This is a genomic window from Streptomyces sp. IBSNAI002, assembly GCF_052244475.1.
In the GTDB taxonomy this organism is placed as follows: domain Bacteria; phylum Actinomycetota; class Actinomycetes; order Streptomycetales; family Streptomycetaceae; genus Streptomyces.
The window spans coordinates 3429022-3447612 of the sequence record NZ_JBQPXG010000002.1; the positions used below are offsets into that span (position 1 = coordinate 3429022).

Annotated in this window: 19 protein-coding genes and 1 riboswitch; of the genes, 5 read left to right on the forward strand and 14 right to left on the reverse strand. The window is 71.2% G+C overall.

All coding sequences use genetic code 11. The annotated features are described in order from the left end of the window. The first annotated feature begins 22 nt into the window (after positions 1 to 22). Positions 23 to 1300: a DNA cytosine methyltransferase gene (locus ACTVZO_RS16635; RefSeq protein ID WP_443299134.1), complete on the forward strand. Its 1278-nt coding sequence runs from the start codon at positions 23 to 25 to the stop codon at positions 1298 to 1300. A gap of 20 nt (positions 1301 to 1320) precedes the next feature. On the opposite strand, the gene ACTVZO_RS16640 is transcribed toward ACTVZO_RS16635, so the two are convergent. From ACTVZO_RS16640 to ACTVZO_RS16665, 6 genes are all read right to left on the reverse strand, one after another. Continuing rightward, the gene (locus ACTVZO_RS16640; RefSeq protein ID WP_443299135.1) at positions 1321 to 2211 is read right to left on the reverse strand and encodes a DUF6339 family protein; all 891 of its coding nucleotides are present in this window, start codon (positions 2209 to 2211) and stop codon (positions 1321 to 1323) included. 56 nt (positions 2212 to 2267) lie between these two features. Further along, on the reverse strand, positions 2268 to 3251 hold the full coding sequence (locus ACTVZO_RS16645; protein ID WP_443299136.1) for a hypothetical protein: 984 nt from the start codon (positions 3249 to 3251) through the stop codon (positions 2268 to 2270). After that, the gene (locus ACTVZO_RS16650) at positions 3248 to 5341 is read right to left on the reverse strand and encodes a helix-turn-helix domain-containing protein (RefSeq protein ID WP_443299137.1); all 2094 of its coding nucleotides are present in this window, start codon (positions 5339 to 5341) and stop codon (positions 3248 to 3250) included. Before ACTVZO_RS16650 ends, ACTVZO_RS16645 begins: the two co-directional genes overlap by 4 nt. Before the next feature lie 76 nt (positions 5342 to 5417). Next, positions 5418 to 5879: a very short patch repair endonuclease gene (locus ACTVZO_RS16655; RefSeq protein ID WP_443299138.1), complete on the reverse strand. Its 462-nt coding sequence runs from the start codon at positions 5877 to 5879 to the stop codon at positions 5418 to 5420. 34 nt (positions 5880 to 5913) lie between these two features. Then, on the reverse strand, positions 5914 to 7374 hold the full coding sequence (locus ACTVZO_RS16660) for a hypothetical protein (RefSeq protein ID WP_443299139.1): 1461 nt from the start codon (positions 7372 to 7374) through the stop codon (positions 5914 to 5916). A 37-nt stretch (positions 7375 to 7411) separates the two neighbouring features. Beyond that, the gene (locus ACTVZO_RS16665) at positions 7412 to 7948 is read right to left on the reverse strand and encodes a GNAT family N-acetyltransferase (protein WP_443299140.1); all 537 of its coding nucleotides are present in this window, start codon (positions 7946 to 7948) and stop codon (positions 7412 to 7414) included. A 165-nt stretch (positions 7949 to 8113) separates the two neighbouring features. Between ACTVZO_RS16665 and ACTVZO_RS16670 the strand changes: the two genes are divergently transcribed. Further along, positions 8114 to 8293, forward strand: a complete 180-nt coding sequence (locus tag ACTVZO_RS16670) for a hypothetical protein (RefSeq protein WP_443299141.1) — start codon at positions 8114 to 8116, stop codon at positions 8291 to 8293. Positions 8294 to 8346: 53 nt separating this feature from the next. Next, the gene (locus ACTVZO_RS16675) at positions 8347 to 8646 is read left to right on the forward strand and encodes a hypothetical protein (protein ID WP_384228899.1); all 300 of its coding nucleotides are present in this window, start codon (positions 8347 to 8349) and stop codon (positions 8644 to 8646) included. Positions 8647 to 8690: 44 nt separating this feature from the next. Here ACTVZO_RS16675 and ACTVZO_RS16680 read toward each other — a convergent pair whose 3' ends face one another. The 5 genes from ACTVZO_RS16680 to ACTVZO_RS16700 form a co-directional block, all read right to left on the reverse strand. Beyond that, positions 8691 to 10094 carry a DUF445 domain-containing protein gene (locus ACTVZO_RS16680; protein ID WP_443299142.1) on the reverse strand — a complete coding sequence of 468 codons (1404 nt, stop codon included), beginning with the start codon at positions 10092 to 10094 and terminating at the stop codon, positions 8691 to 8693. A 525-nt stretch (positions 10095 to 10619) separates the two neighbouring features. Continuing rightward, entirely contained in the window at positions 10620 to 11276 is a 657-nt protein-coding gene (locus ACTVZO_RS16685; protein ID WP_443299143.1) for a DUF1707 SHOCT-like domain-containing protein, read from the reverse strand. Positions 11277 to 11350: 74 nt separating this feature from the next. Further along, positions 11351 to 12325 carry an ABC transporter ATP-binding protein gene (locus ACTVZO_RS16690; protein ID WP_443299144.1) on the reverse strand — a complete coding sequence of 325 codons (975 nt, stop codon included), beginning with the start codon at positions 12323 to 12325 and terminating at the stop codon, positions 11351 to 11353. A gap of 2 nt (positions 12326 to 12327) precedes the next feature. Further along, positions 12328 to 13239, reverse strand: a complete 912-nt coding sequence (locus tag ACTVZO_RS16695; protein ID WP_443299145.1) for an ABC transporter permease — start codon at positions 13237 to 13239, stop codon at positions 12328 to 12330. After that, positions 13232 to 14035, reverse strand: a complete 804-nt coding sequence (locus tag ACTVZO_RS16700; protein ID WP_443303194.1) for an ABC transporter permease — start codon at positions 14033 to 14035, stop codon at positions 13232 to 13234. Before ACTVZO_RS16700 ends, ACTVZO_RS16695 begins: the two co-directional genes overlap by 8 nt. A 187-nt stretch (positions 14036 to 14222) precedes the next feature. Between ACTVZO_RS16700 and ACTVZO_RS16705 the strand changes: the two genes are divergently transcribed. Next, complete coding sequence (locus ACTVZO_RS16705) at positions 14223 to 16682, forward strand: transglycosylase domain-containing protein (protein WP_443299146.1); 2460 nt, start codon at positions 14223 to 14225, stop codon at positions 16680 to 16682. Between the two features lie 32 nt (positions 16683 to 16714). On the opposite strand, the gene ACTVZO_RS16710 is transcribed toward ACTVZO_RS16705, so the two are convergent. The 3 genes from ACTVZO_RS16710 to ACTVZO_RS16720 form a co-directional block, all read right to left on the reverse strand. Then, entirely contained in the window at positions 16715 to 17035 is a 321-nt protein-coding gene (locus tag ACTVZO_RS16710) for a DMT family transporter (protein ID WP_030026576.1), read from the reverse strand. 31 nt (positions 17036 to 17066) lie between these two features. Further along, positions 17067 to 17136: riboswitch (guanidine-III (ykkC-III) riboswitch) on the reverse strand. A 57-nt stretch (positions 17137 to 17193) separates the two neighbouring features. Then, positions 17194 to 17535 (reverse strand): GroES family chaperonin, encoded by a 342-nt coding sequence (locus ACTVZO_RS16715; RefSeq protein WP_030239046.1) that lies wholly within the window; start codon positions 17533 to 17535, stop codon positions 17194 to 17196. A gap of 61 nt (positions 17536 to 17596) precedes the next feature. After that, positions 17597 to 17914: a DUF3618 domain-containing protein gene (locus ACTVZO_RS16720; protein ID WP_362297359.1), complete on the reverse strand. Its 318-nt coding sequence runs from the start codon at positions 17912 to 17914 to the stop codon at positions 17597 to 17599. A gap of 106 nt (positions 17915 to 18020) precedes the next feature. Here ACTVZO_RS16720 and bcp point away from each other — a divergent pair, with 106 nt between their 5' ends. Next, positions 18021 to 18488 carry a thioredoxin-dependent thiol peroxidase gene (gene bcp / locus ACTVZO_RS16725; RefSeq protein ID WP_443299147.1) on the forward strand — a complete coding sequence of 156 codons (468 nt, stop codon included), beginning with the start codon at positions 18021 to 18023 and terminating at the stop codon, positions 18486 to 18488. The last annotated feature ends 103 nt before the right edge of the window (positions 18489 to 18591 follow it).

The window sequence follows — 18591 nt, forward strand, 5'->3', positions numbered from 1 at the left end:
TCGGTGATTACACTTGACCCCCATGACCAGAAAGCAGCCCCAGCCGTCTCAACCTGGGCAGATCCGCGTGATGGACCTGTTTGCCGGAGCTGGTGGCTTTTCATCTGGATTCAGCCGGTACATCCCGATGGGGGCGGCAAGTCCGTTCACCTCCGTCGCCGCCGTCGAGTTCGACCGGGCCGCGGCAGCCACCTACGCGGCGAACTTCGGCGGTGCACACGTCTTCGCCGGTGACATCGCGAGGTTCGATCCCACGCCCTTCAAGGGTCAGGTCGACGTGATCATGGGCGGCCCGCCCTGCCAGGGCTTCTCCGGGCTCGGCAAAGAAGATCCGGCGGACCCTCGCAACGAGCTTTGGCAGGAGTACGTGCGTGTGGTGGCCAAGGTTCACCCTAAGGTGTTCGTCATCGAGAACGTCGATCGCTTCCTGAAGTCCCCGCAGTACGCCGAGCTGCTTTCCGCCTCCGCTACCCCAGGGCATCCGCTGCACGACTACACGGTGGAGCCCGCCGTGATGAATGCGGCCGACCACGGCGTCCCACAGGCACGACGCCGTGTCATCGTCATCTGCACGCACAAGGACTTCGCCCAGCCACTGCGGCACCCCGCACCCACGCACCACAAGCACGGATACGAGTCCGCCGAGGCACAGGACGCCCTCTTCGACTCCGTTCCCGGCGGTCAGGCCCTGCCACGCTGGGTTCCGGTTTCCAAGGTCTTCGACGTCTCCGCCAAGCGCCCAATCCTGGAACGCATGCCCGATCCGCGCGACGAGGCGGATGCCGCCGGCGCCGTCCCCGGTCACTACCTCACGACGGATCTCCATTTCGGCCGGAACCCCGAGGATCTTTCCCGAGCGCGGTACATGGCGATTCCCGAGAACGGAAACCGGAACAACCTCCGCGGGGTCAGCTATCGTCTCGACCGGGCCGGCCGCATTCGCCTCTCCACGGAAAAGGACTACAGCCGACTCAAGGGGCAGGAGTTCTACCTCTCAACCGAGAGCTGGGACAACCACAATTCCGGATCCGGCGACGTCATGGGTCGCATGCGGAAGAACGCGCCCTCGGTGACGATCCGGACCGAGTTCTACAAACCCGAAAAGGGACGGTACCTGCACCCAACGGAGCACCGCCCGATCACCCACTACGAGGCCGCCCTCATCCAGGGGTTCCCCGAGAACTTCAAGTGGTACGGAACAAAGATCGAGATCGCCCGTCAGATCGGCAACGCCGTGCCCGTCGGCCTCGGCCGTACGCTGGCCGAGGCCATCCACACCTTCCTCGCCCGGAACAACTAGCCGCGCCATCGGGCCGCCCGTCAGACGTGGTCCGATGGCTTGGTCAGGCTCACCCCTACCGGCACCCGGGGCGCGGGAACGTTCCTACCTCCCGCCGAGCGGTCCCGCAGAGGCGCATCGACCAACAATTGCTCGAAGATAGGCACCAGGGCTTCGACCGAGGACCGACTCACCACACCGTCCCCGGGACCTTCCGGAAGTCGCCCCCAAGGAGCCTCCGCCGCGTCCTCCGCTTCGTCGATCCATTCCTGGAGCGCATCGGTATCGGCCGGTCGGTCCGGGGCCAGCACGTCGTACACCAGGGTGCTGCCCGCCGCGTTCACAGCCGCTGAGAGCGCGTTGACCTGGTCCCCCGGCCGAGACACACCAGCAGCGAGCTGCCGTTCCAGCACCTTCAGGATCGCCTGTGCGGTCGGGCGGTGATCGATGACGTCCAAGCGCATCGTGGTCTGCAGCACGTCCTGCACCCGGCAGGCCGCCTCGACGGGGCGATAGTCGGCTCCGTCACGGAACAATTCCGCGGCCCACCAGAGTCGGGAGAAGGCCTGTGTGTAGTGCGGTCCGCAGAATCGGGCGGCCGTCGCCGCACCCGACCCACTGCCCCTGTCGGATCCCCGGTGTCGCCAAGCGACGTAGTCGGGGGCGACGACCATCGCGACGAAGTTCCAGAGTCGGCCGTCCGCTGCCTCGGCCCGCGTCATGCGCAGGGTGGCGTGCAGCCGGGGAGCCAACCAGCCGTCCGCCGCCGTCCGCTGGTCCCCGAAGCGTCGCATCGACTCGTCGATCAGTACCCGCACCGGTCCGGTCCGCCACCGGTGTGCGGCGCCCAACATCTCGGCTGCCCTTCGAAGCGCGACCTGAGGCGGCCGCTCCTGCCCGGTCTGCACGGCCCGACCGAGATACTTGGCCACCGACGCATCCGTCAACAGCCCCAGACCCGAAGGGAGTTCCCTATCGTCGACTCGGTTCAACGCGTGTCACCGGCCCCTTCGAGGTGCTGCACGGAGCGCACCGCATTGGTCAGGTTCCTCGTCGTGCGGCTTCGCCGCCCGGCGGCGAACTGCACGCCGGTCTGGATCTCCGCCCACCCGTACCCCTTGGCCCGCCGTTCGGCGATCTCGTAGAGCGCATCGGTCGGTTGGCGACCCGGCAGCACGTCCGGGAGCATGGACCGCAGCACTGATTCCCGCCATCCCCTCGGCAGTATCGGAGTTCCGTCCTCGTCCGCGTCCAGATCGCTGATGGCCGTGTGGAACATCGCGGTCCAGGCGTCCTGGGCGATCTGGGACGCTGCAAGATCACGCAACATCCGCTCCGCCGGACTGCCACCCGAGCCACGGAGCGCCTCCAACAAGCCCTCGACGGCTCCGGTGTTGAGATACACGGTCGGAACATCGCCCGTGGTTTCGACGATCCAGGCAGATTCCTTGTAGGGCCTGAGCCACTCGTACTCACCCTCCTTGAAGTCCACCTCGACGATCTCGATCTCGCGTTGTCGGGCAGGCGTCGAGGCCTTCAGATCGACGTACCAGTCGTTGACGGCGGATCCCACCAGCCGGCCTGCCACGCCCTCCACCGTCGCGACCACCAACACGCCCAGCGTGGCCCGCCTCAGGAAAGCCACGCTGTCCACCTCGACGGTCCCCTGCATCGAACCGTCCCCCGCCCGGGACAGCACCGCGGTCGTACGGGCGTTGGTCGCCTTCTCCGAAACAACGGCGAGGAACACCACATCGGACCACGGACCCGATCGAAGCTCCGCTTCCGGGAAGGTCACGGAGAGCCGGAGTCGGGCCCGGTCCCAAGCACCACGCCCCGCTTCGTGCAGGGCCACCGCCCGATCGGTAGCCGAGATCATCGAGTACGGAAGCTCCCGGTTGTCCACCGAAACGGACACGACTCTCAGCTCCACGTCCCCGAAGAGCGTCGGATAGGGGAAAACCGCTGTCACGCCGAACCTCCGCGAGCCTTCTGGACCTCCACCACGAGTCGGGCGTATCCACTGCGCACCGGGTGCGTTGCCGGATCGGTGACCCCGCGGAAGACCGCACTGCGCACGCCGGGCTCCACGACGAGGTCGCCCTTCTCCACGCGGCAGTCCTCCTCGGCCACGAGATCCGACCACCCGACCACGGTACGGCCTCCCGAACGTACGTCGAACTTCGCGACGGGCGTCAGCCTCCACGGGTCCTCGGCAGCAGGGAGCCTGACCTCCACGGTCACGCTCCAGGCACCGGATTCCTCCACGCGTGCCGTCACTCCGCGGACCGTGGGGAATCCATGCACCCGCCGCGCCGCACCGGTGTTCGCGTCCCACGTGAGAAGCTCGCGCAGGACCGCGGGACCGCCCGCCCGCTTCGTCTCGCGCTTGCCGACCAGAGCGCGCACGGCCTTGTCGACATCGCTGCGAAACTCCTTCAGCCGGCTGACGGCACCACGCTCGTAGAGTGAGGTGAGTTCTTCCGTCCGGTCCCAACGATCGTGCTCGGGCGGCTCCGAGGCACGCAGGAACTCCTCGGCCAGGGCCACGTCCTCGCCACTCCGGTCTGTTGCGTATCCCGCGAGCAGTACAGCCTGGAACGGCATTGTCCCCAGTGGCAGTTCCCGTGGCCGATGTTCTGTGATGGTCATGCGGTTTCCGCGCATGCAGACCACGCGGCTGTGTCGCTCGTCCGCATCGGCCGCCGGTGTGAGCAGGAGGACCGCCAGGTGCTCCCGACCCTTGTCACGCGGCCTTCCGCGGCCCTTCAAAGGCGTGACGATCAGTGGCACCTCGGCACGCGCCACCTGATCCTCCGCCGTGAGGCTGTCGACCGTCCGTCCGTCGAGGTGGGCTTGGAGGGCACGACTCAACGCAGGGTGGCGAGTGTACGGATCGACCCGCTCCTCGGGCACGACCACCTCCCCGTCACGAAACGTGGAGACGCGTGCCTCCAGCAGAGGGCCGGCCGCGACGCCTCCGATCATCGCCGCCCAGAATCCATCGGCGAGCGATCGCACGACCTTGTCGTGGAGGTCACGCAATTCCTCGGCGTCACCCGAAGCGTCGTGGGCGCCGACCACCAGGAACGACGTACCGGGCTCGCCGGTCTGCCGCTCGAGGTGCAGGCTGCGTGTCGTCCCCTCTTCGGCCCACCACGACCGTGACACGTCCTTGTGTGTCGGGTCCGTATCCGGCTCACCGAACCACGCCGGGCCGGCGAAGGCCTCCCCGTCGACCTGCCTCCAGGGCAGGTCGAGCCGTCCGATGACGCGTCGCTCCGTCCTGCCCTCGTGCGGCTCGGAGAGGGTGGAGTTGATGAGGACGAGGCCGAACCGGCTGGCCGCCCACAGCGTCGCCTTGCCCAGCCCGTAGGAGCCGCCCGCCCGGCCTCCGGACTGTTTGTGGCTGTCGAGCTGGCGCCTGACGACGGCGGCGAAGCGACCGTCGTGATACTCCGGCCCGGTGAGCCCGTTGGCGTTGAAGTCATCCACCCGCAGGAGGAGCAGTGAGTTCTTCGACTCCAGCTCGTCCAACGCGGCCCGTAGGCTCCTCGACACCTTCTGCTCGGCCGCGGCCGCCCGATCGTAGTGCGGGCGCAGTTCGTCCCATTGCAGCGTGGTCAGGAACGAGGACAGGTGCTCGCCCGTCAGTTCATGCAGGGTGTAGTGCATTCGGACCGGGACGTTGGCGTCGAGCCGCTCGTCAAGAGCGTTCTGGGTGGCCTCCCTTGCGAGGACGGCCATGTCGGCGTCGAAGGCGAAGGCCGCGGCGTTGCCGTACTCACGTCCCCCGTCGGCATGGGCCGTGCGGTGATGCCATCGCAGCGGTCGATTCGTCGATATGTCGGTCGTTCGACTGTCTACCAGGTCGGGGTCGGCGCCGAACACCTCTGCCAGCGACCGCTTGGTCTCCTCCCGAGGCTCCGCTCGGCCGTTCACCCAGGCGGAGACCGCCGCACGGGTCAAACCGAGACGGGCTGCAAGGTCGGATTGCGACATGTCCATCCGATTCAACTGCCTTGCGAGCCACGGGCCGAAATCCTCACCTCGGTGCTCCATGCAGCGCCCTCCCCTGACTCGCCACGGTGTACGTCGCGATCACCCTAACAGGGCATATTTGACAAAGATGGCGTTGTCAAATATTCGAGATGGATCCTGGTTTTTCGGCCTTCTGACGGGCGCTCGCCCGCCGAGTCGCGACGACGGCCAGCACGCGCACTGCCGCCTCCTCCGCCCCCTCGTGCTCCCACACGCGCACGGCCAGCCATCCGGCCTCGACCAACCGGGCGTCCGTGTCCAGGTCCCTGCGCCGATTCCCTTCGATCTTGGCGCGCCAGAACTCGGCGTTGTTCTTCGGCCACGTGGCGTGCACGGGGCAGCCATGCCAGAAGCAGCCGTCCACGAACACCGCCACGCGCGCGGGTCCGAACACGATGTCCGCCTCGCGCCGCACGCCCTTCACCGGTTTCCGGTGGATCCGGTACCGCGCCCCCTTGGCGTGCAAGGCCTTGCGCAAGGCCACCTCCACCCCCGTGTCGCGGCTCTTCTGGCGACTCATCCGAGTACGCACGGTGGCCGTCGTTGCCAGCTTCTCCACCCCACCATTGTGAACCGGGCCGGGCGCCGGGCACTCAGAAGGGCAGCGGGAGCTGTTGGTGGCCGCGGGCCTGGGCCGTGGGTGGCGTGGGGCGAGTGGACGCGAGGGTGAGGAGGGTGCGGAGGGCGGCTAGGACTTCGTGCGGGGTGTCGCGGAGTATCGAGGGGGTGGCGCTGACCACCAGGATCCCGTGGGACTCCAGGCGCAGGCGGCGGCGGAGGGTGGCGTGCCAGGCGTCGCGGGTGTAGTGGTACTCCGCCGAGTCGATCTCGAGCGCTACGCCTTCGTCGGGCCAGTAGGCGTCCGGGCTGGCCAGGAAGGTGCCGTCCGGGGTGTGGAGGCGGGCGTTCCAGAGGGGGGTCGGGAGGTCCGTCGCGGTGAGGACGTCGCGGGCCTGGGCCTCGGCGATCGAGCGGACTCCGGCGAGGAGTTCGGCGGCCGCGGCGCGGACCGCGGGGCGGGTGAGGAGGCGGGCGGCGCGGAGTTCGGCGTGCAGGTCCTGCGGGTGGCACCAGCCCGCCTGGACCACCTGCGCCAGGGTCGAGCGGATCCGGTCGGAGTCGGCGTCCGTGGCGCGGGAGGCGAAGTCGGCCGCCGCACGGACCGGGCGGGTGCTGGGGATTCCGCAGACCGTGATCGTGCGCGGCCACCGGGAGGTGGGGAGCGGACGGACCTGCGGGGTGCCGGTGAGCCGGCGCGGGGCGCGGATCAGGACGTCCGCCGGGGTCTCCGGGCCGTACGGGGCTCCGCGGATGCCGAGGAGGGCGAGGGCGGCGCCGCCGGTGAGGACGGCCGTGTCGCCGGACAGGGGGTCCGCGGCGGGCTCGGCGGCGTAGAGGACGGCGGCGAGGGCGCGCTGGCGCTGGTCCGGGGGGCCGGTCTGGAGGAGGTAGACCCGGGGCAGTAAGCGCTGCCAGGGGCCGCCGGGGCGGGTCCGGGAGGTGATCGTGCCGTCGGGGACGCCGGCCGCGGTCAGCTGATGCCGTGTGGCCAGGTTGAGCTGGCGACGGGGCGCCGGGGTCTGGCGGGGCTGCCGGTCCTGCCGCTCCTGCGGGGGCCGGCCGGATCGGCGGGGTGGACCGCCTTGGTGGGGTGGGCTGGCTCGCGGGGACTCGCGGCGTGGCCGTCCGGCTTGCGGAGGCCGGCTGGAGTGGCTGGCCTTTGGGGGCCCGCTGGGGTGCGGGGCCTGCGGGGGCTGCGGGGGACGGGCCGCCGGCTCGGGAGTGGGGGTGCGGCCGACCAGGAGGGGCTGCGGGGCCTGTTCCGGCTGCGGGGGGCGGGGCGGCGGCTCGGGGGTGTGGGTGCGGCCGGGCCAGCGGGGCTGCGGGGCCTGCTCCGGCTGCGGGGGACGGGCCGCCGGCTCGGGAGTGGGGGTGCGGCCGGGTGGGCGGGGGTGGGGGAGGTGCGCCGACTGCTGCTGGGGGGTGTGGCCGGGGTGGTGGGGTGGGTGGGTGTCGGGGGTGGGGTGGGGCCGGGTGGGGTGGGGGGTGATCATGCGGGCGGTATGCCCTGCCGGGGCGGGGTGGACACCCTCAGTGGTTCGGGTGGTCCGGGGAGAGGAAGACGATCACGCCCGTCTGCGTGCCGGGGCGGGCCTCGACCTCGTGCCAGCCCAGGCGGCGGTACGTGGCCACGGTGTCGGTGGCCAGGCGGGAGGTCAGGAGCCAGGCGCGGCGGTCCGGGGCGTCGGCCGTGATCTCGGTGAGCAGGGCCCGGCCCGTGCCGCGGCCGCGCGCGTAGGGGCGTACGGCGAGTTCGTCTATCTCCAGCGCGCCGATCAGCAGCTCCCGCACCCGGGCCGCGCCCAGCTGCGCCGCGACCTGCGCGTACGCGCGGTTCTTCGGGAACGTGGCCGGCGTGATCCAGCCGGTGGCGAAGCCGTCGATGCCGGCCGCGGACTGGGCGAGGGCCGTACGGAAGCCGGCGCGGCGGGCATCGGCCGGGAGTCGGGCGGCGAACTGGCGAATGGTTTCTTCGTCCTCGTTCCAAGGCGGACCGGAGAAGACGTCGGCGTAGGCGTCGACCAGTTCGTCCGCGAGGTCGAGGACGGCCTGTCCGTAGCAGATCACGATGTCCTGGCTCCTGGGTTAGGCGGGATTTTTCCCTTTGGGTGGGGAGAGTGAATGTATGCCCTTCAGGTTCCACAAGGGCACATCGCGCGGATCCGGCGAGTGTGCGACAAATCCCCTCCCCGCCCTCCGTGTCGGCAGGCCCCGCGCCCGCGTTGAGCAGCCGTGGACAGACTGCTTCGGGCGGCCGGCCGGTGCGCGCTCGCGTTTCTTCTCGTCCTGGGCGTCGTCGCGCTGCTGCCGCGCGCGGTACGGGACGCGGTGCCGGACGCCCTGATCGGCGGGGCCGTGGTCGTCGTGGTGTGGATCCTGGGCGCCCGCCGGATGGCCGGGCGGCCGCGTTAGCCTCGCACGGCAGACAAGCGACTCATATGACCGGGAAGACCGAGGAGTTCGACATGGCGCGGGTACCGAGTTCCGTAGTGGCGGCCGCCGGGCTGGTCGGCGGCTACGCCGTCGCCCGCTGGACCAAGAAGCGGCCGCTGGGCGGTGTCGTCCTCGGCGCCGCCGGGATCGCCGCCGGACGCGAGTGGCACCGCCGGGGCGGGGCGCCCGCGGCGGCCGGGCTCGGCGCGCTGTACCTGGCCGGCTTCGCGGGCGCGCACCCGCTGGCCAAGAAGGTCGGCGCGTGGCCGGCCGTGATCGGGGCCGCCGGGGTCGTGGCCGCCGCGTCCTGGGCCGTCGCCGACCGCGGCTGACGGGCCGGCAGCAGGCCGCCTCCGGGGCCGGCCCCCGCCCCGGCTCACGCGCCGAACGCGCGGGACACCGTGTAGATCAGCAGGCCCGCAAGGGCGCCGACCACCGTTCCGTTGATACGGATGAACTGCAGGTCCCGGCCGATGTGGGCCTCGATCTTGCGGGACGTGTGCTCGGCGTCCCAGCCCGCCACCGTGTCCGTGATCAGCGAGGTGATCTCGGTCCGGTAGTTGGTGACGACGTACACGACCGCGCCCTCGATCCAGCCCTCCACCTTGTCCTGGAGCCGGCCGTCGGTGGCCAGCCGCGCACCCAGGGACATCAGGGAGGAGCGGACCCGCAGGCGCAGCTCGCTCTGCTCGTCCTCCGCCGCCGAGATGATCATCGAGCGGATCGCCGACCAGGCGGAGGCGATGACGTCCTGGACCTCGTCGCGGGCCAGGATCTCGGACTTGAGCCGCTCCACCCTCGCACGGGTCTCCGTGTCCGACTGCAGGTCGGCCGCGAAGTCCGTCAGGAAGCGGTCCACCGCCCCGCGCGCCGGATGCTCGGGCATGTCCCGCATCTCCGTGACGAAGCGGAGCAGCTCCTTGTACACGCGGTCGCCGATCTTGCGGTCCACGAACCGCGGGGTCCAGCCGGGCGCTCCGCCCTGGACCGCGTCCATCACCGACTCCCCGTGCGTGACCAGCCAGTCGTGGGCCTTGGCGCAGACGAGGTCGACGGCGCGGTGGTGGCCGCCGTCCGCGACGACCCGCTCCAGCGTCTTGCCGATGCCGGGCGCGATCTCGGCCGTCTCGGCGCGCCGGGTGATGGCCTCGCCGACGACGGCCTGTACGTCGGCGTCGCGCAGTACGGTCAGCGCTCCGCGCAGGGCGGTGGCCAGCTCCGCGGTGACCCGGTCGGCGTGTGCGGGCTCCGCCAGCCAGGCGCCGAGGCGGCCGCCGATGCCGAGGGAGTGGAGGCGGGCCTTGACCACGTCGGAGGAGAGGAAGTTCTCCCCGACGAACTCGCCTAGGGAGATCCCGAGCTGGTCCTTCTTGGTCGGGATGATCGCCGTGTGCGGGATGGGCAGGCCGAGGGGACGCCGGAACAGGGCGGTGACGGCGAACCAGTCCGCGAGGGCCCCGACCATGCCGGCCTCCGCGGCGGCCGCGACGTAGCCGGCCCAGCCGCCGGCGCCCCAGGCGTGCTGGGCGTACTTGGCCAGTACGTAGACCAGCGCGACCAGGACCAGGAGGCCGGTCGCGGTGGTCTTCATGCGGCGGACGCCGCGGCGGCGCTCTTCGTCGGCGGGGCTGAACACGAAGCCGGTGCCGGTCGCTGTCGCTGCCGTTGCCGTTGCCGCTGCCGCTCGTGGTGGCGGTGGTGGTGTGGCGGCACCTCCGGTGGTGGTGCGGTGGTCCACGTGGTCCTGCCTTCCCCCGGGGCACGCCGGTTTTGTCTGCATAGCATCCGACTACTGGGAGGCGCGAGGAGTTCCCGCCACGCCAATCCCCTGCGGGGTGCGGGGCTGGTCCTCGCCTCGGCCCCGCCCGGGCCCGGGCTGCGCCGGTGCTCGGCCAGGGCTTGGCGCGGGCGGCCCGGGCGGGGCCGGGCGGTCCGCGGCGCCCCTGCGGGGTGTCTCCTCGGCTCGCGCACCAAGCCTGTTCGGACGCCATCAGCCCCCGTTGCGCGCTCGTCCTGCGGGGACACCCCCACGCGGCCCCTCCCCTCCACCACGCGTTCCCCGGAACCTCCTCCGAAGCCCGGGCGCGGGCGGCCCGGGCGGGGCCGGCGGGGCCGGGCGGTCCGCGGCGCCCCTGCGGGGTGTCTCCCCGGCTCGCGCACCAAGCCTGTTCGGACGCCATCAGCCCCCGTTGCGCGCTCGTCCTGCGGGGACACCCCCACGCGGCCCCTCCCCTCCACCACGCGTTCCGCGCAGCCTCCTCCGGAGCCCGGGCGTGGGGTGGGGGCGCGGCGGAGGGCCCCCGGGCTACAGGCGCTTTTCCAGTGACGGGCCCCTCGGGGGGTTCTTCGGGGGCTTGACCTTGACCTCCACGCCGCCCCAGAAGGCCAGGCCCGTGACGACCACGCGTGGCGCGCCCGGTTCCGGCGGGCCCGGGGTGTCGCGTTGGTCGAACGCGCCCATCAGGCCGAAGCCCCGGACCTCGACCTCCACCCCCGGCGGCACGGTGATCTCGATGCCGCCCATGATCGCGATGCAGTTGATCACCACCTCGCGCTCCGCGAAATTGGCCTCGCGCAGGTCCAGTTCCCCGCCGCCCCAGAACGCCACCGCGTCGAAGCGGGCCGGCACCGTCCACGCGCCCTTGCGCTGGAACGCCGACATGACCGCGATCCCGGTCGCGGACGACGCCCGGCCCCCGATCCGCGCCGGCCAGGACGCCCCCGAGGCCCCCGGGGCCGCGAACGGTGCCGGCAGGGGGGCCGGCGCCCCCGCCGACGGCAGGTCGCGCGTCAGCGGTTCAAGTTCCGCGTACGTGCGCGACTTGTACGCCGCCTCCAGCCGCTCCTCGAATTCCTCCATGTCGAGCCGGCCCTCGGCGACGGCGTCGCGCAGACGCTCCAGCACCCGGTCCCGGTCGGCATCCGACGCCCTCAGCTCCGGCAACGGCCGCTCGTCACTCATGCGGACCAGCCTATGCAGGGAATCCGGGGAGTTGTACGGCTTCAACCCCTGCCGGTCTCCGGGATGCCCCTGATTTACCCCCGGCCCGCGTACATCCGCGCGATCACGTCCTCGATGTCCGGCTCCCGCACCGACAGGTCCGACAGCGGATACCGCGCCGCCACCGCCGCGACCAGCGGCGCGGCCGAAGCCCCCGCCGGGAACGCCAGCCACTGCCGCGGCCCGTCCACCTTCACCACCCGCGCGCCCGCCACCTCGATCGGCCCGAGCTCCCGCTCCAGGTCGACCACCAGCGTCCGCTCGCTCTCCCCCGCCGACCCCGCCGCGTGCAGCCCGGCCAGCGGCCCGTCGTACATCAGCCGCCCGTGGTCGATGACCATCACCCGCTCGCACAGCTGCTCGATGTCCTGGAGGTCGTGCGTGGTCAGCAGCACCGTCGTGCCCAGCTCCGCGTTCAGCTGCCGCAGGAAGCCCCGCACCTTGGCCTTGCTCACCACGTCGAGCCCGATCGTCGGCTCGTCCAGGTACAGCACGTCCGGATCGTGCAGCAGCGCCGCCGCGATGTCCCCGCGCATCCGCTGCCCCAGCGACAGCTGCCGTACGGGGACCTCCAGCAGCTCGGCCAGGTCCAGCCGGTCCACGCAGCGCTCCAGGTTCTCCTCGTACCGCGCCCGCGGGATCCGGTACAGCCGCCGCATCAGGCCGTACGAGTCCTTCAGCGGCAGGTCCCACCACAGCGTCGTGCGCTGCCCGAACACCACCCCGATCCGGTGGGCGAGCCGCATCCGCTCCCGCGCCGGGTCGATGCCCGCGACCCGCAGCCGGCCGCCGCTCGGGGTCAGGATCCCGGTCAGCATCTTGATCGTGGTCGACTTGCCTGCGCCGTTGGGCCCGATGTAGCCGAGCATCTCGCCCCGCGCCACCTCGAAGCTGATCCCGTCCACCGCCCTGACCTGGCGTTTCTCACGGCGCATCAGGCCCACCCGGCGCCGTACGTCGAAGACCTTCTCGACCCCGTCCAGCGAGATCAGCGCATCCGACACAGCCACAGCTAGCTCCCCGTGCTTCGGTACGAACGGACTCCCGCGCGCCACGCCAGCGACGCGGGCAGGAACATCACGAAGGCCACCAGCGGGCTCAGGAACGCGACCCACCCCGGGAGGCCGAGCGGATCGGGCCGCCCCAGCACGTACAGCGCCGGCAGCCAGTTGACGAAGGCCAGCGGGACGATGAAGGTCACCCCGCGCAGCAGGTCCTTCGCGAAGATCGTCGGCGGGTACTGGAGCATCGTGTTCCCGCCGTACGTGAAGGAGTTCTGCACCTCCGCCGCGTCCCCGGCCCAGAACTGGAACGCCGCCCCGGCCACCATCACCGCCCCGAAGATCGCCGCCCCGGCCACGATCATGAGCGGCACCAGCAGCACCTTCCCGGCCGACCAGTCCACCGGCAGGACCGACACCGCCCAGCCCAGCACCACCAGCCCCTGCACGGTCCGCCCGAGCCGCCGCAGCGCGAACCGGTCCGCCGCGACCTGCGCGAGCAGCGGGACCGGCCGCACCAGCATGGTGTCGAGCGAGCCGTCGCGGACGCGGAGCCCGATCCGGTCGGTGTTGCCGAGCAGCAGGTCGGCCAGGCCCAGCGAGGCCGAGCAGGACCCGTACAGCAGGGCGATCTCGGGCAGCGAGAAGCCGCCCAGCGCGTCCACGTGCTGGAACATGATCCAGATCGCGACGAAGTCGAGCAGCTGGATGGCCGCGTTCCCGAACAGCGCGAGGAGGAAGGACGCCCGGTACGTCATCGTCGACCGGATCCACATCTCGACGATCAGCCGGTAGCCGCGCAGCCCCTCCCGCACCCGGCCGCGCCGCGGCCCCTGCACGGCCCCGGACCCCCGCTCCGGCCGCGCCTCGCGGCCCGGCTCCGGCTCGCGCTCCGGGCCCCGCTCCAGCACCGCCTCAGCCACCTTGGACCACCACCTTCCGCGTCGCCGCCGACTGCAACAGCCGTCCCGATCCCAGTAGTACGCACGCCCACCCCGCCTGGAACCCCAGTGCCCGCACGGCGTTGCCGGCCCCGGAGTGCTGCCCCAGCAGCACGTCCATCGGCACCTGGAGCATCGCCGCCCACGGCAGGATCCGCACCAACTCCCCGAAACCGCCCGGGAACACGGTCAGCGGCAGCAGCACGCCGGAGAAGGAGATGGCGACGACCTGCGCCATCAGGTTGATCCCGGCCCCGTCCATCAGCCAGAACGCGGCCAGCCCCAGCAGGTAGCGCAGCGCGAAGCTCACCACCAGCCCCAGCGAGACCGAGACCAGGAACAGCAGCCAGCGCGCCGGGTCGGCGGGCAGCGCCAGCCGGAAGGCCAGCGCCCCGGCCACCAGCGGGACCGCCCCGCGCCCCACCAACTGGAAGGCGGCCCGCCCCAGGTCGGCCGCGAGCCACCACATCTGGAGGTCCGCCGGCCGGTACAGGTCGACGGCGATGTCACCCGTACGGACGCGCTCCTGGAACGTCTCCTGGAACCCGCCCCCGATCAGCGCCGCGGCGGCGAGCAGCGACTGGCTCACCCATACGAAGGTCAGGGCCTGTGCCTGGTCGTAGCCGCCGAGTCCGGGCCGCTCGTCCCACAAGGCCATGTACGTGTAGGCGAGGATGAAACCGAACACGGTGTTGGTGAACACCCCGGCGGCGGTCGCGGTCCCGTAGCTCGCGTAGCGCCGGAACCCGCCTGCCGCGACGGCCAGGTAGAGGCGCACTCGCTGACGCACCGTATCCCTCGCTTTCCCAGGTCGTTCCTACGTCGGCCAAAGCGCGCGAGCTTAGTGCGGAGGGGCGAGCCACGCGACCGATTTACCCCCGTCCGGAGCGGAATCGGCGGCCAATCGGGTAGACACCATGAGGTACAGAAGTGGATATTTCGCACGGCGTCGAGGAGTCCTGGAGATGAGCGACCAGTCACCACCCCCGGGCTGGACCCCTCGCGACCCGGACACGCCCGACGGACGGCAGCACCCGCAGGCCGGTGATCCCGGCCACCCCGCCGGTTCCACCGGGCCCGCCGGACCCGGGAAACCGGGGAAGCCAGGCAGGCCCGGCAAGAAGCCCCGGCGCAAACGGACCGGCTGGCGACGCCTCTTGCCGACCTGGCGCATGCTGCTGGGCGGCGTCCTGCTGCTCGCGCTGCTGCTCGGCGGCGCCCTGGTCGCGGGTTACCTGCTGGTGGACATCCCGCCGGCCAACGCCGCCGCGACCGCCCAGTCGAACGTCTACCTCTACTCCGACGGCTCCCCGCTCGCCCGCGACGGCGAGGTCAACCGCGTCAACGTCCCGCTGTCACAGGTCCCGCGGACCGTCCAGCAGGCCGTACTGGCCGCCGAGGACCGGGACTTCTACTCCGAACGGGCGGTCGACCCGAAGGCGATGCTCCGCGCCGCGTGGAACACCGCGACCGGCAAGGGCACACAGTCGGGTTCGACGATCACTCAGCAGTACGTCAAGAACTACTACTTGGGTCAGGAACAGACGATCACACGGAAGGCCAAGGAGTTCTTCATCGCGATCAAACTCGGTCGCGAGAAGTCGAAGGACTACATCCTCGAGGGGTACCTGAACACCAGCTACTTCGGCCGCAACGCCTACGGCATCCAGGCCGCATCCCAGGCCTACTACGGCAAGGACGTCGGCACGCTCACCACCGCCGAAGGCGCCTACCTGGCCACCCTCCTCAACTCCCCCAGCGCCTTCGACGTCGTCTCGCACCCCCAGGGCCGCCCCCGCGCCCTCGCCCGCTGGAACTACGTACTCGACGGCATGGTCAAGAAGGACTGGCTGCCGGCCGCCGAACGCGCCACGACCCAGTTCCCCGAACCGGGCAAGGTCCGCGCCGCCGCCGGCCTCTCCGGCCAGCGCGGATACCTCGTCGAGGCGATCAAGGACTACATCACCGAGAACAAGATCCTCGACGACAAGACCCTCGCCGAGGGCGGCTACCGCATCACCACCACCATCGACAAGCGCCGCCAGAACGACCTCGTCGAAGCCGTCGACGACCAGATGGTCTCCAAACTCGACCCGGAGAAGCGCAAGGCCGACCGCGTGGTGCGGGCCGGCGCGGTCTCCATCGACCCGGCCACCGGCAAGGTCGTCGCCCTGTACGGCGGCATCGACTACACCAAGCAGTACGTCAACAACGCGACCCGGCACGACTACCAGGTCGCCTCCACCTTCAAACCGTTCGTCTTCGCCGCCGCCGTCGAGAACGACTCCCGCACCCAGGACGGCCGCCGCATCACCCCCAACACCATCTACAACGGCGACAACAAACGCCCCGTCGTCGGCGGCCGGATCCGCTTCGCCCCCGAGAACGAGGGCCAGGTCAGCTACGGGAACATCACCGTCAACACCGCCACCGACCTCTCCGTGAACGCCGTCTACGCACAGATGGCCGTCGACGTCGGCACCCTCAAGGTCAAGGAGACGGCCGTCGCCCTCGGGATCCCCGAGAACACCCCCAACTTCGACCCCGGCCCCGCCATGGCACTGGGCACCATGCAAGCCAGCGTCCTGGACATGACCCAGGCGTACGCCACCCTCGCGGACCACGGCCGGCGCACCCCCTACACCTTCCTGGAGAAGATCGCCAAGGACGACGACACCGTCGCCCTGCCCGACCGCGCCGGCACCCAGGCGGTCACCCGGGAGGCCGCCGACACCACCAGCTCGATGCTCGTCAGCGTCGTCGACAACGGCACCGGCACGGCCGCCCTCGCGGCCGGCCACCCGGCCGCGTGCAAGACCGGCACCGGCGAACTCGACCGCTCGGCCTGGTTCGCCGCCTACACCCCGGACCTGGTCACGGTCGTCGCGATGATGGGCCAGGACCCGGACACCGGCGCCCTCCAGTCGCTGTACGGAGCCCTCGGGGAAGCCCGTATCGGCGGAGGCGGCTACCCGGCCCGGATCTGGGCCGCCTACACGAAGACCGCCCTGGAAGGCACCGACCCCGTCGACTTCGACCTGGAACTCCAGCCGGGCGCGGCCCAGCCCCCGCCGCCGCCGGCCTTCGAATCGGAACCGCCGGAGGAGACCGAGCCGGGCGAACGCACCCCGACCCCGCCCGGCCGCCCCACCCGCCCGACCCCGCCGAACCCGACGGGCGGACAGAACCAGGGCGGCCAGAACAACGGGGGCCAGAACCAGGGCGGCCAGAACAACGGCGGGCAGAACAACGGCGGGCAGACCCAAGGGGGCCAGAACAACGGAGGCACCACCCAGGGCAACCAGGGCGGCACCTCCGCGGGCACCCAGGCGGGCACCACACAGGGCGGCAGCCAGGGCGCGGCCCAGGGCGCCGACGCGGGCGCGGTGGGAGGGCTGCGCCCCCCGTCGGCCTTCCTCGAATGACCCTGCGGGGCCCGGCGGCCCAGCCCGGCGGCCTAGTGGCCGGAGGTCGCCTTCAGCCCCACGACGGCGACCAGCAGCAGACAGATGAAGAAGATCCGGGCTGCGGTGACGGGCTCACCCAGCACCGCCATACCGAGCACGGCCGCACCGGCGGCGCCGATGCCCACCCACACGCCGTACGCGGTACCGATGGGCAGGGTCTTCGCCGCGTACGACAGCAGCACCATGCTGGCGACGATCCCGGCGCCCGTGAACACGCTGGGCCACAGCCGGGTGAATCCCTCGGTGAACTTCATGCCGATCGACCAGCCGACCTCGAGCAGACCGGCGAGGAGAAGCAGAACCCATGCCATGACGGCACCTCCGAGACATCGAGCGATACGGGGTGCGTCGTCTTGTCGTACCCGGTACGGCGCGTCTCGTCGGGTTCCCCTCCACCGTAGCAAAAGACGGCGAAAGGGCTGGTGACCCGGGCCACCAGCCCTTCACGGCAGTCTTCGGAGCAAGGGGGTCAGAGGTACAGCCCGGTGGAGTCCTTCGATCCCTCGAGCCGCTCGGCGGCCACCGCGTGCAGATCCCGCTCGCGCATGAGCACGTACGTCGCACCCCGGACCTCGACCTCGGCCCGGTCCTCGGGGTCGTACAGCACCCGGTCGCCGGGCTCCACGCTCCGCACGTTCTGCCCGACCGCGACCACCTCCGCCCAGGCCAGCCGCTTGCCCACCGCGGCCGTCGCCGGGATGAGGATGCCGCCGCCCGAGCGGCGCTCGCCCTCCGGCAGATCGGACTTCACGAGCACGCGGTCGTGCAGCATCCGGATGGGCAGCTTGTCGTGGGTGGTGTTCTCGCTCACGCCACGAACCTACCTGCCGCCGCCCGGCCCGCGCAGCGCAGGGTCATCGGCGCTCGGGTCATCAGCGCTTGCGCCGGGCCGAGACCACCAGCAGCCCGACCACACCGGCCGCGAGCAGCGCGACGGGCACGATCCGGCCCACGCGCGGGGCCCCGTCGTCGTGGCGCAGACCGTCCCGCACGTCCGTCACGAGGCGGTTCACCGCGACGAAGGCGCGCCCGGCGGTGTGGTCGACCGTGGAGGCGACCCTGGCCTTCGCGTCCCCGATGATCGTCTTCGGGTGCATGCGCACGCCGATCTCGTCGAGCGTCTCGGCGAGCTGCTCGCGGCGGCGGACGATGTCCGCCTCGATCTGTGCGGGGGTCCTGGCTTCCGGCACCGCGCTGCCTCCGTCGTCGTGGTCCTGTGGGGGCGTAGTCCGCCATGAACAGTCTGTCAGCTTAGTCTCGTGCACGTACCGATCCCCTCTTGAGGAGACTGCCGACATGAGCGAGCGACTTCAGCCGGGCGACACCGCCCCCGCCTTCACCCTGCCCGATGCGGACGGTAACGAGGTCTCGCTGGCCGCCCACAAGGGCCGCAAGGTGATCGTCTACTTCTACCCGGCCGCGCTGACGCCGGGCTGCACGAAGCAGGCCTGCGACTTCACGGACAACCTGGACGTGCTGGCCACGGCCGGCTACGACGTCATCGGCGTATCCCCGGACAAGCCGGAGAAGCTGGCGAAGTTCCGCGAGAAGGAGCACTTGAAGGTCACGCTGGTCGGCGACCCGGAGAAGGAGACCCTGACCGCCTACGGCGCGTACGGCGAGAAGAAGCTGTACGGCAAGACGGTGACGGGGGTCATCCGCTCGACGGTGGTCGTGGACGAGGACGGCAAGGTCGAGCACGCCTTCTACAACGTCAAGGCCACGGGCCACGTAGCCAAGATCATCAAGGACCTGGGCATCTGACCCGCCCCTCCCCACCCTCCGTCGGCGGCCCGCACCCACCCGGTGCGGGCCGCTCCGCTTATCGGACGAGGCGGGCCGTGACCGCCCGACCACCGGCCCGTTA

Coding starts and splice junctions, on each gene's coding strand:
- ACTVZO_RS16650 (WP_443299137.1), bottom strand. CDS start 5,341: ATGGAGCACCGAGGTGAGGATTTCGGCCCGTGGCTCGCAAGGCAGTTG.
- ACTVZO_RS16660 (WP_443299139.1), bottom strand. CDS start 7,374: ATGATCACCCCCCACCCCACCCGGCCCCACCCCACCCCCGACACCCAC.
- ACTVZO_RS16685 (WP_443299143.1), bottom strand. CDS start 11,276: ATGAGTGACGAGCGGCCGTTGCCGGAGCTGAGGGCGTCGGATGCCGAC.
- ACTVZO_RS16680 (WP_443299142.1), bottom strand. CDS start 10,094: ATGCAGACAAAACCGGCGTGCCCCGGGGGAAGGCAGGACCACGTGGAC.
- ACTVZO_RS16710 (WP_030026576.1), bottom strand. CDS start 17,035: ATGGCATGGGTTCTGCTTCTCCTCGCCGGTCTGCTCGAGGTCGGCTGG.
- ACTVZO_RS16635 (WP_443299134.1), top strand. CDS start 23: ATGACCAGAAAGCAGCCCCAGCCGTCTCAACCTGGGCAGATCCGCGTG.
- bcp (WP_443299147.1), top strand. CDS start 18,021: ATGAGCGAGCGACTTCAGCCGGGCGACACCGCCCCCGCCTTCACCCTG.
- ACTVZO_RS16675 (WP_384228899.1), top strand. CDS start 8,347: ATGGCGCGGGTACCGAGTTCCGTAGTGGCGGCCGCCGGGCTGGTCGGC.
- ACTVZO_RS16705 (WP_443299146.1), top strand. CDS start 14,223: ATGAGCGACCAGTCACCACCCCCGGGCTGGACCCCTCGCGACCCGGAC.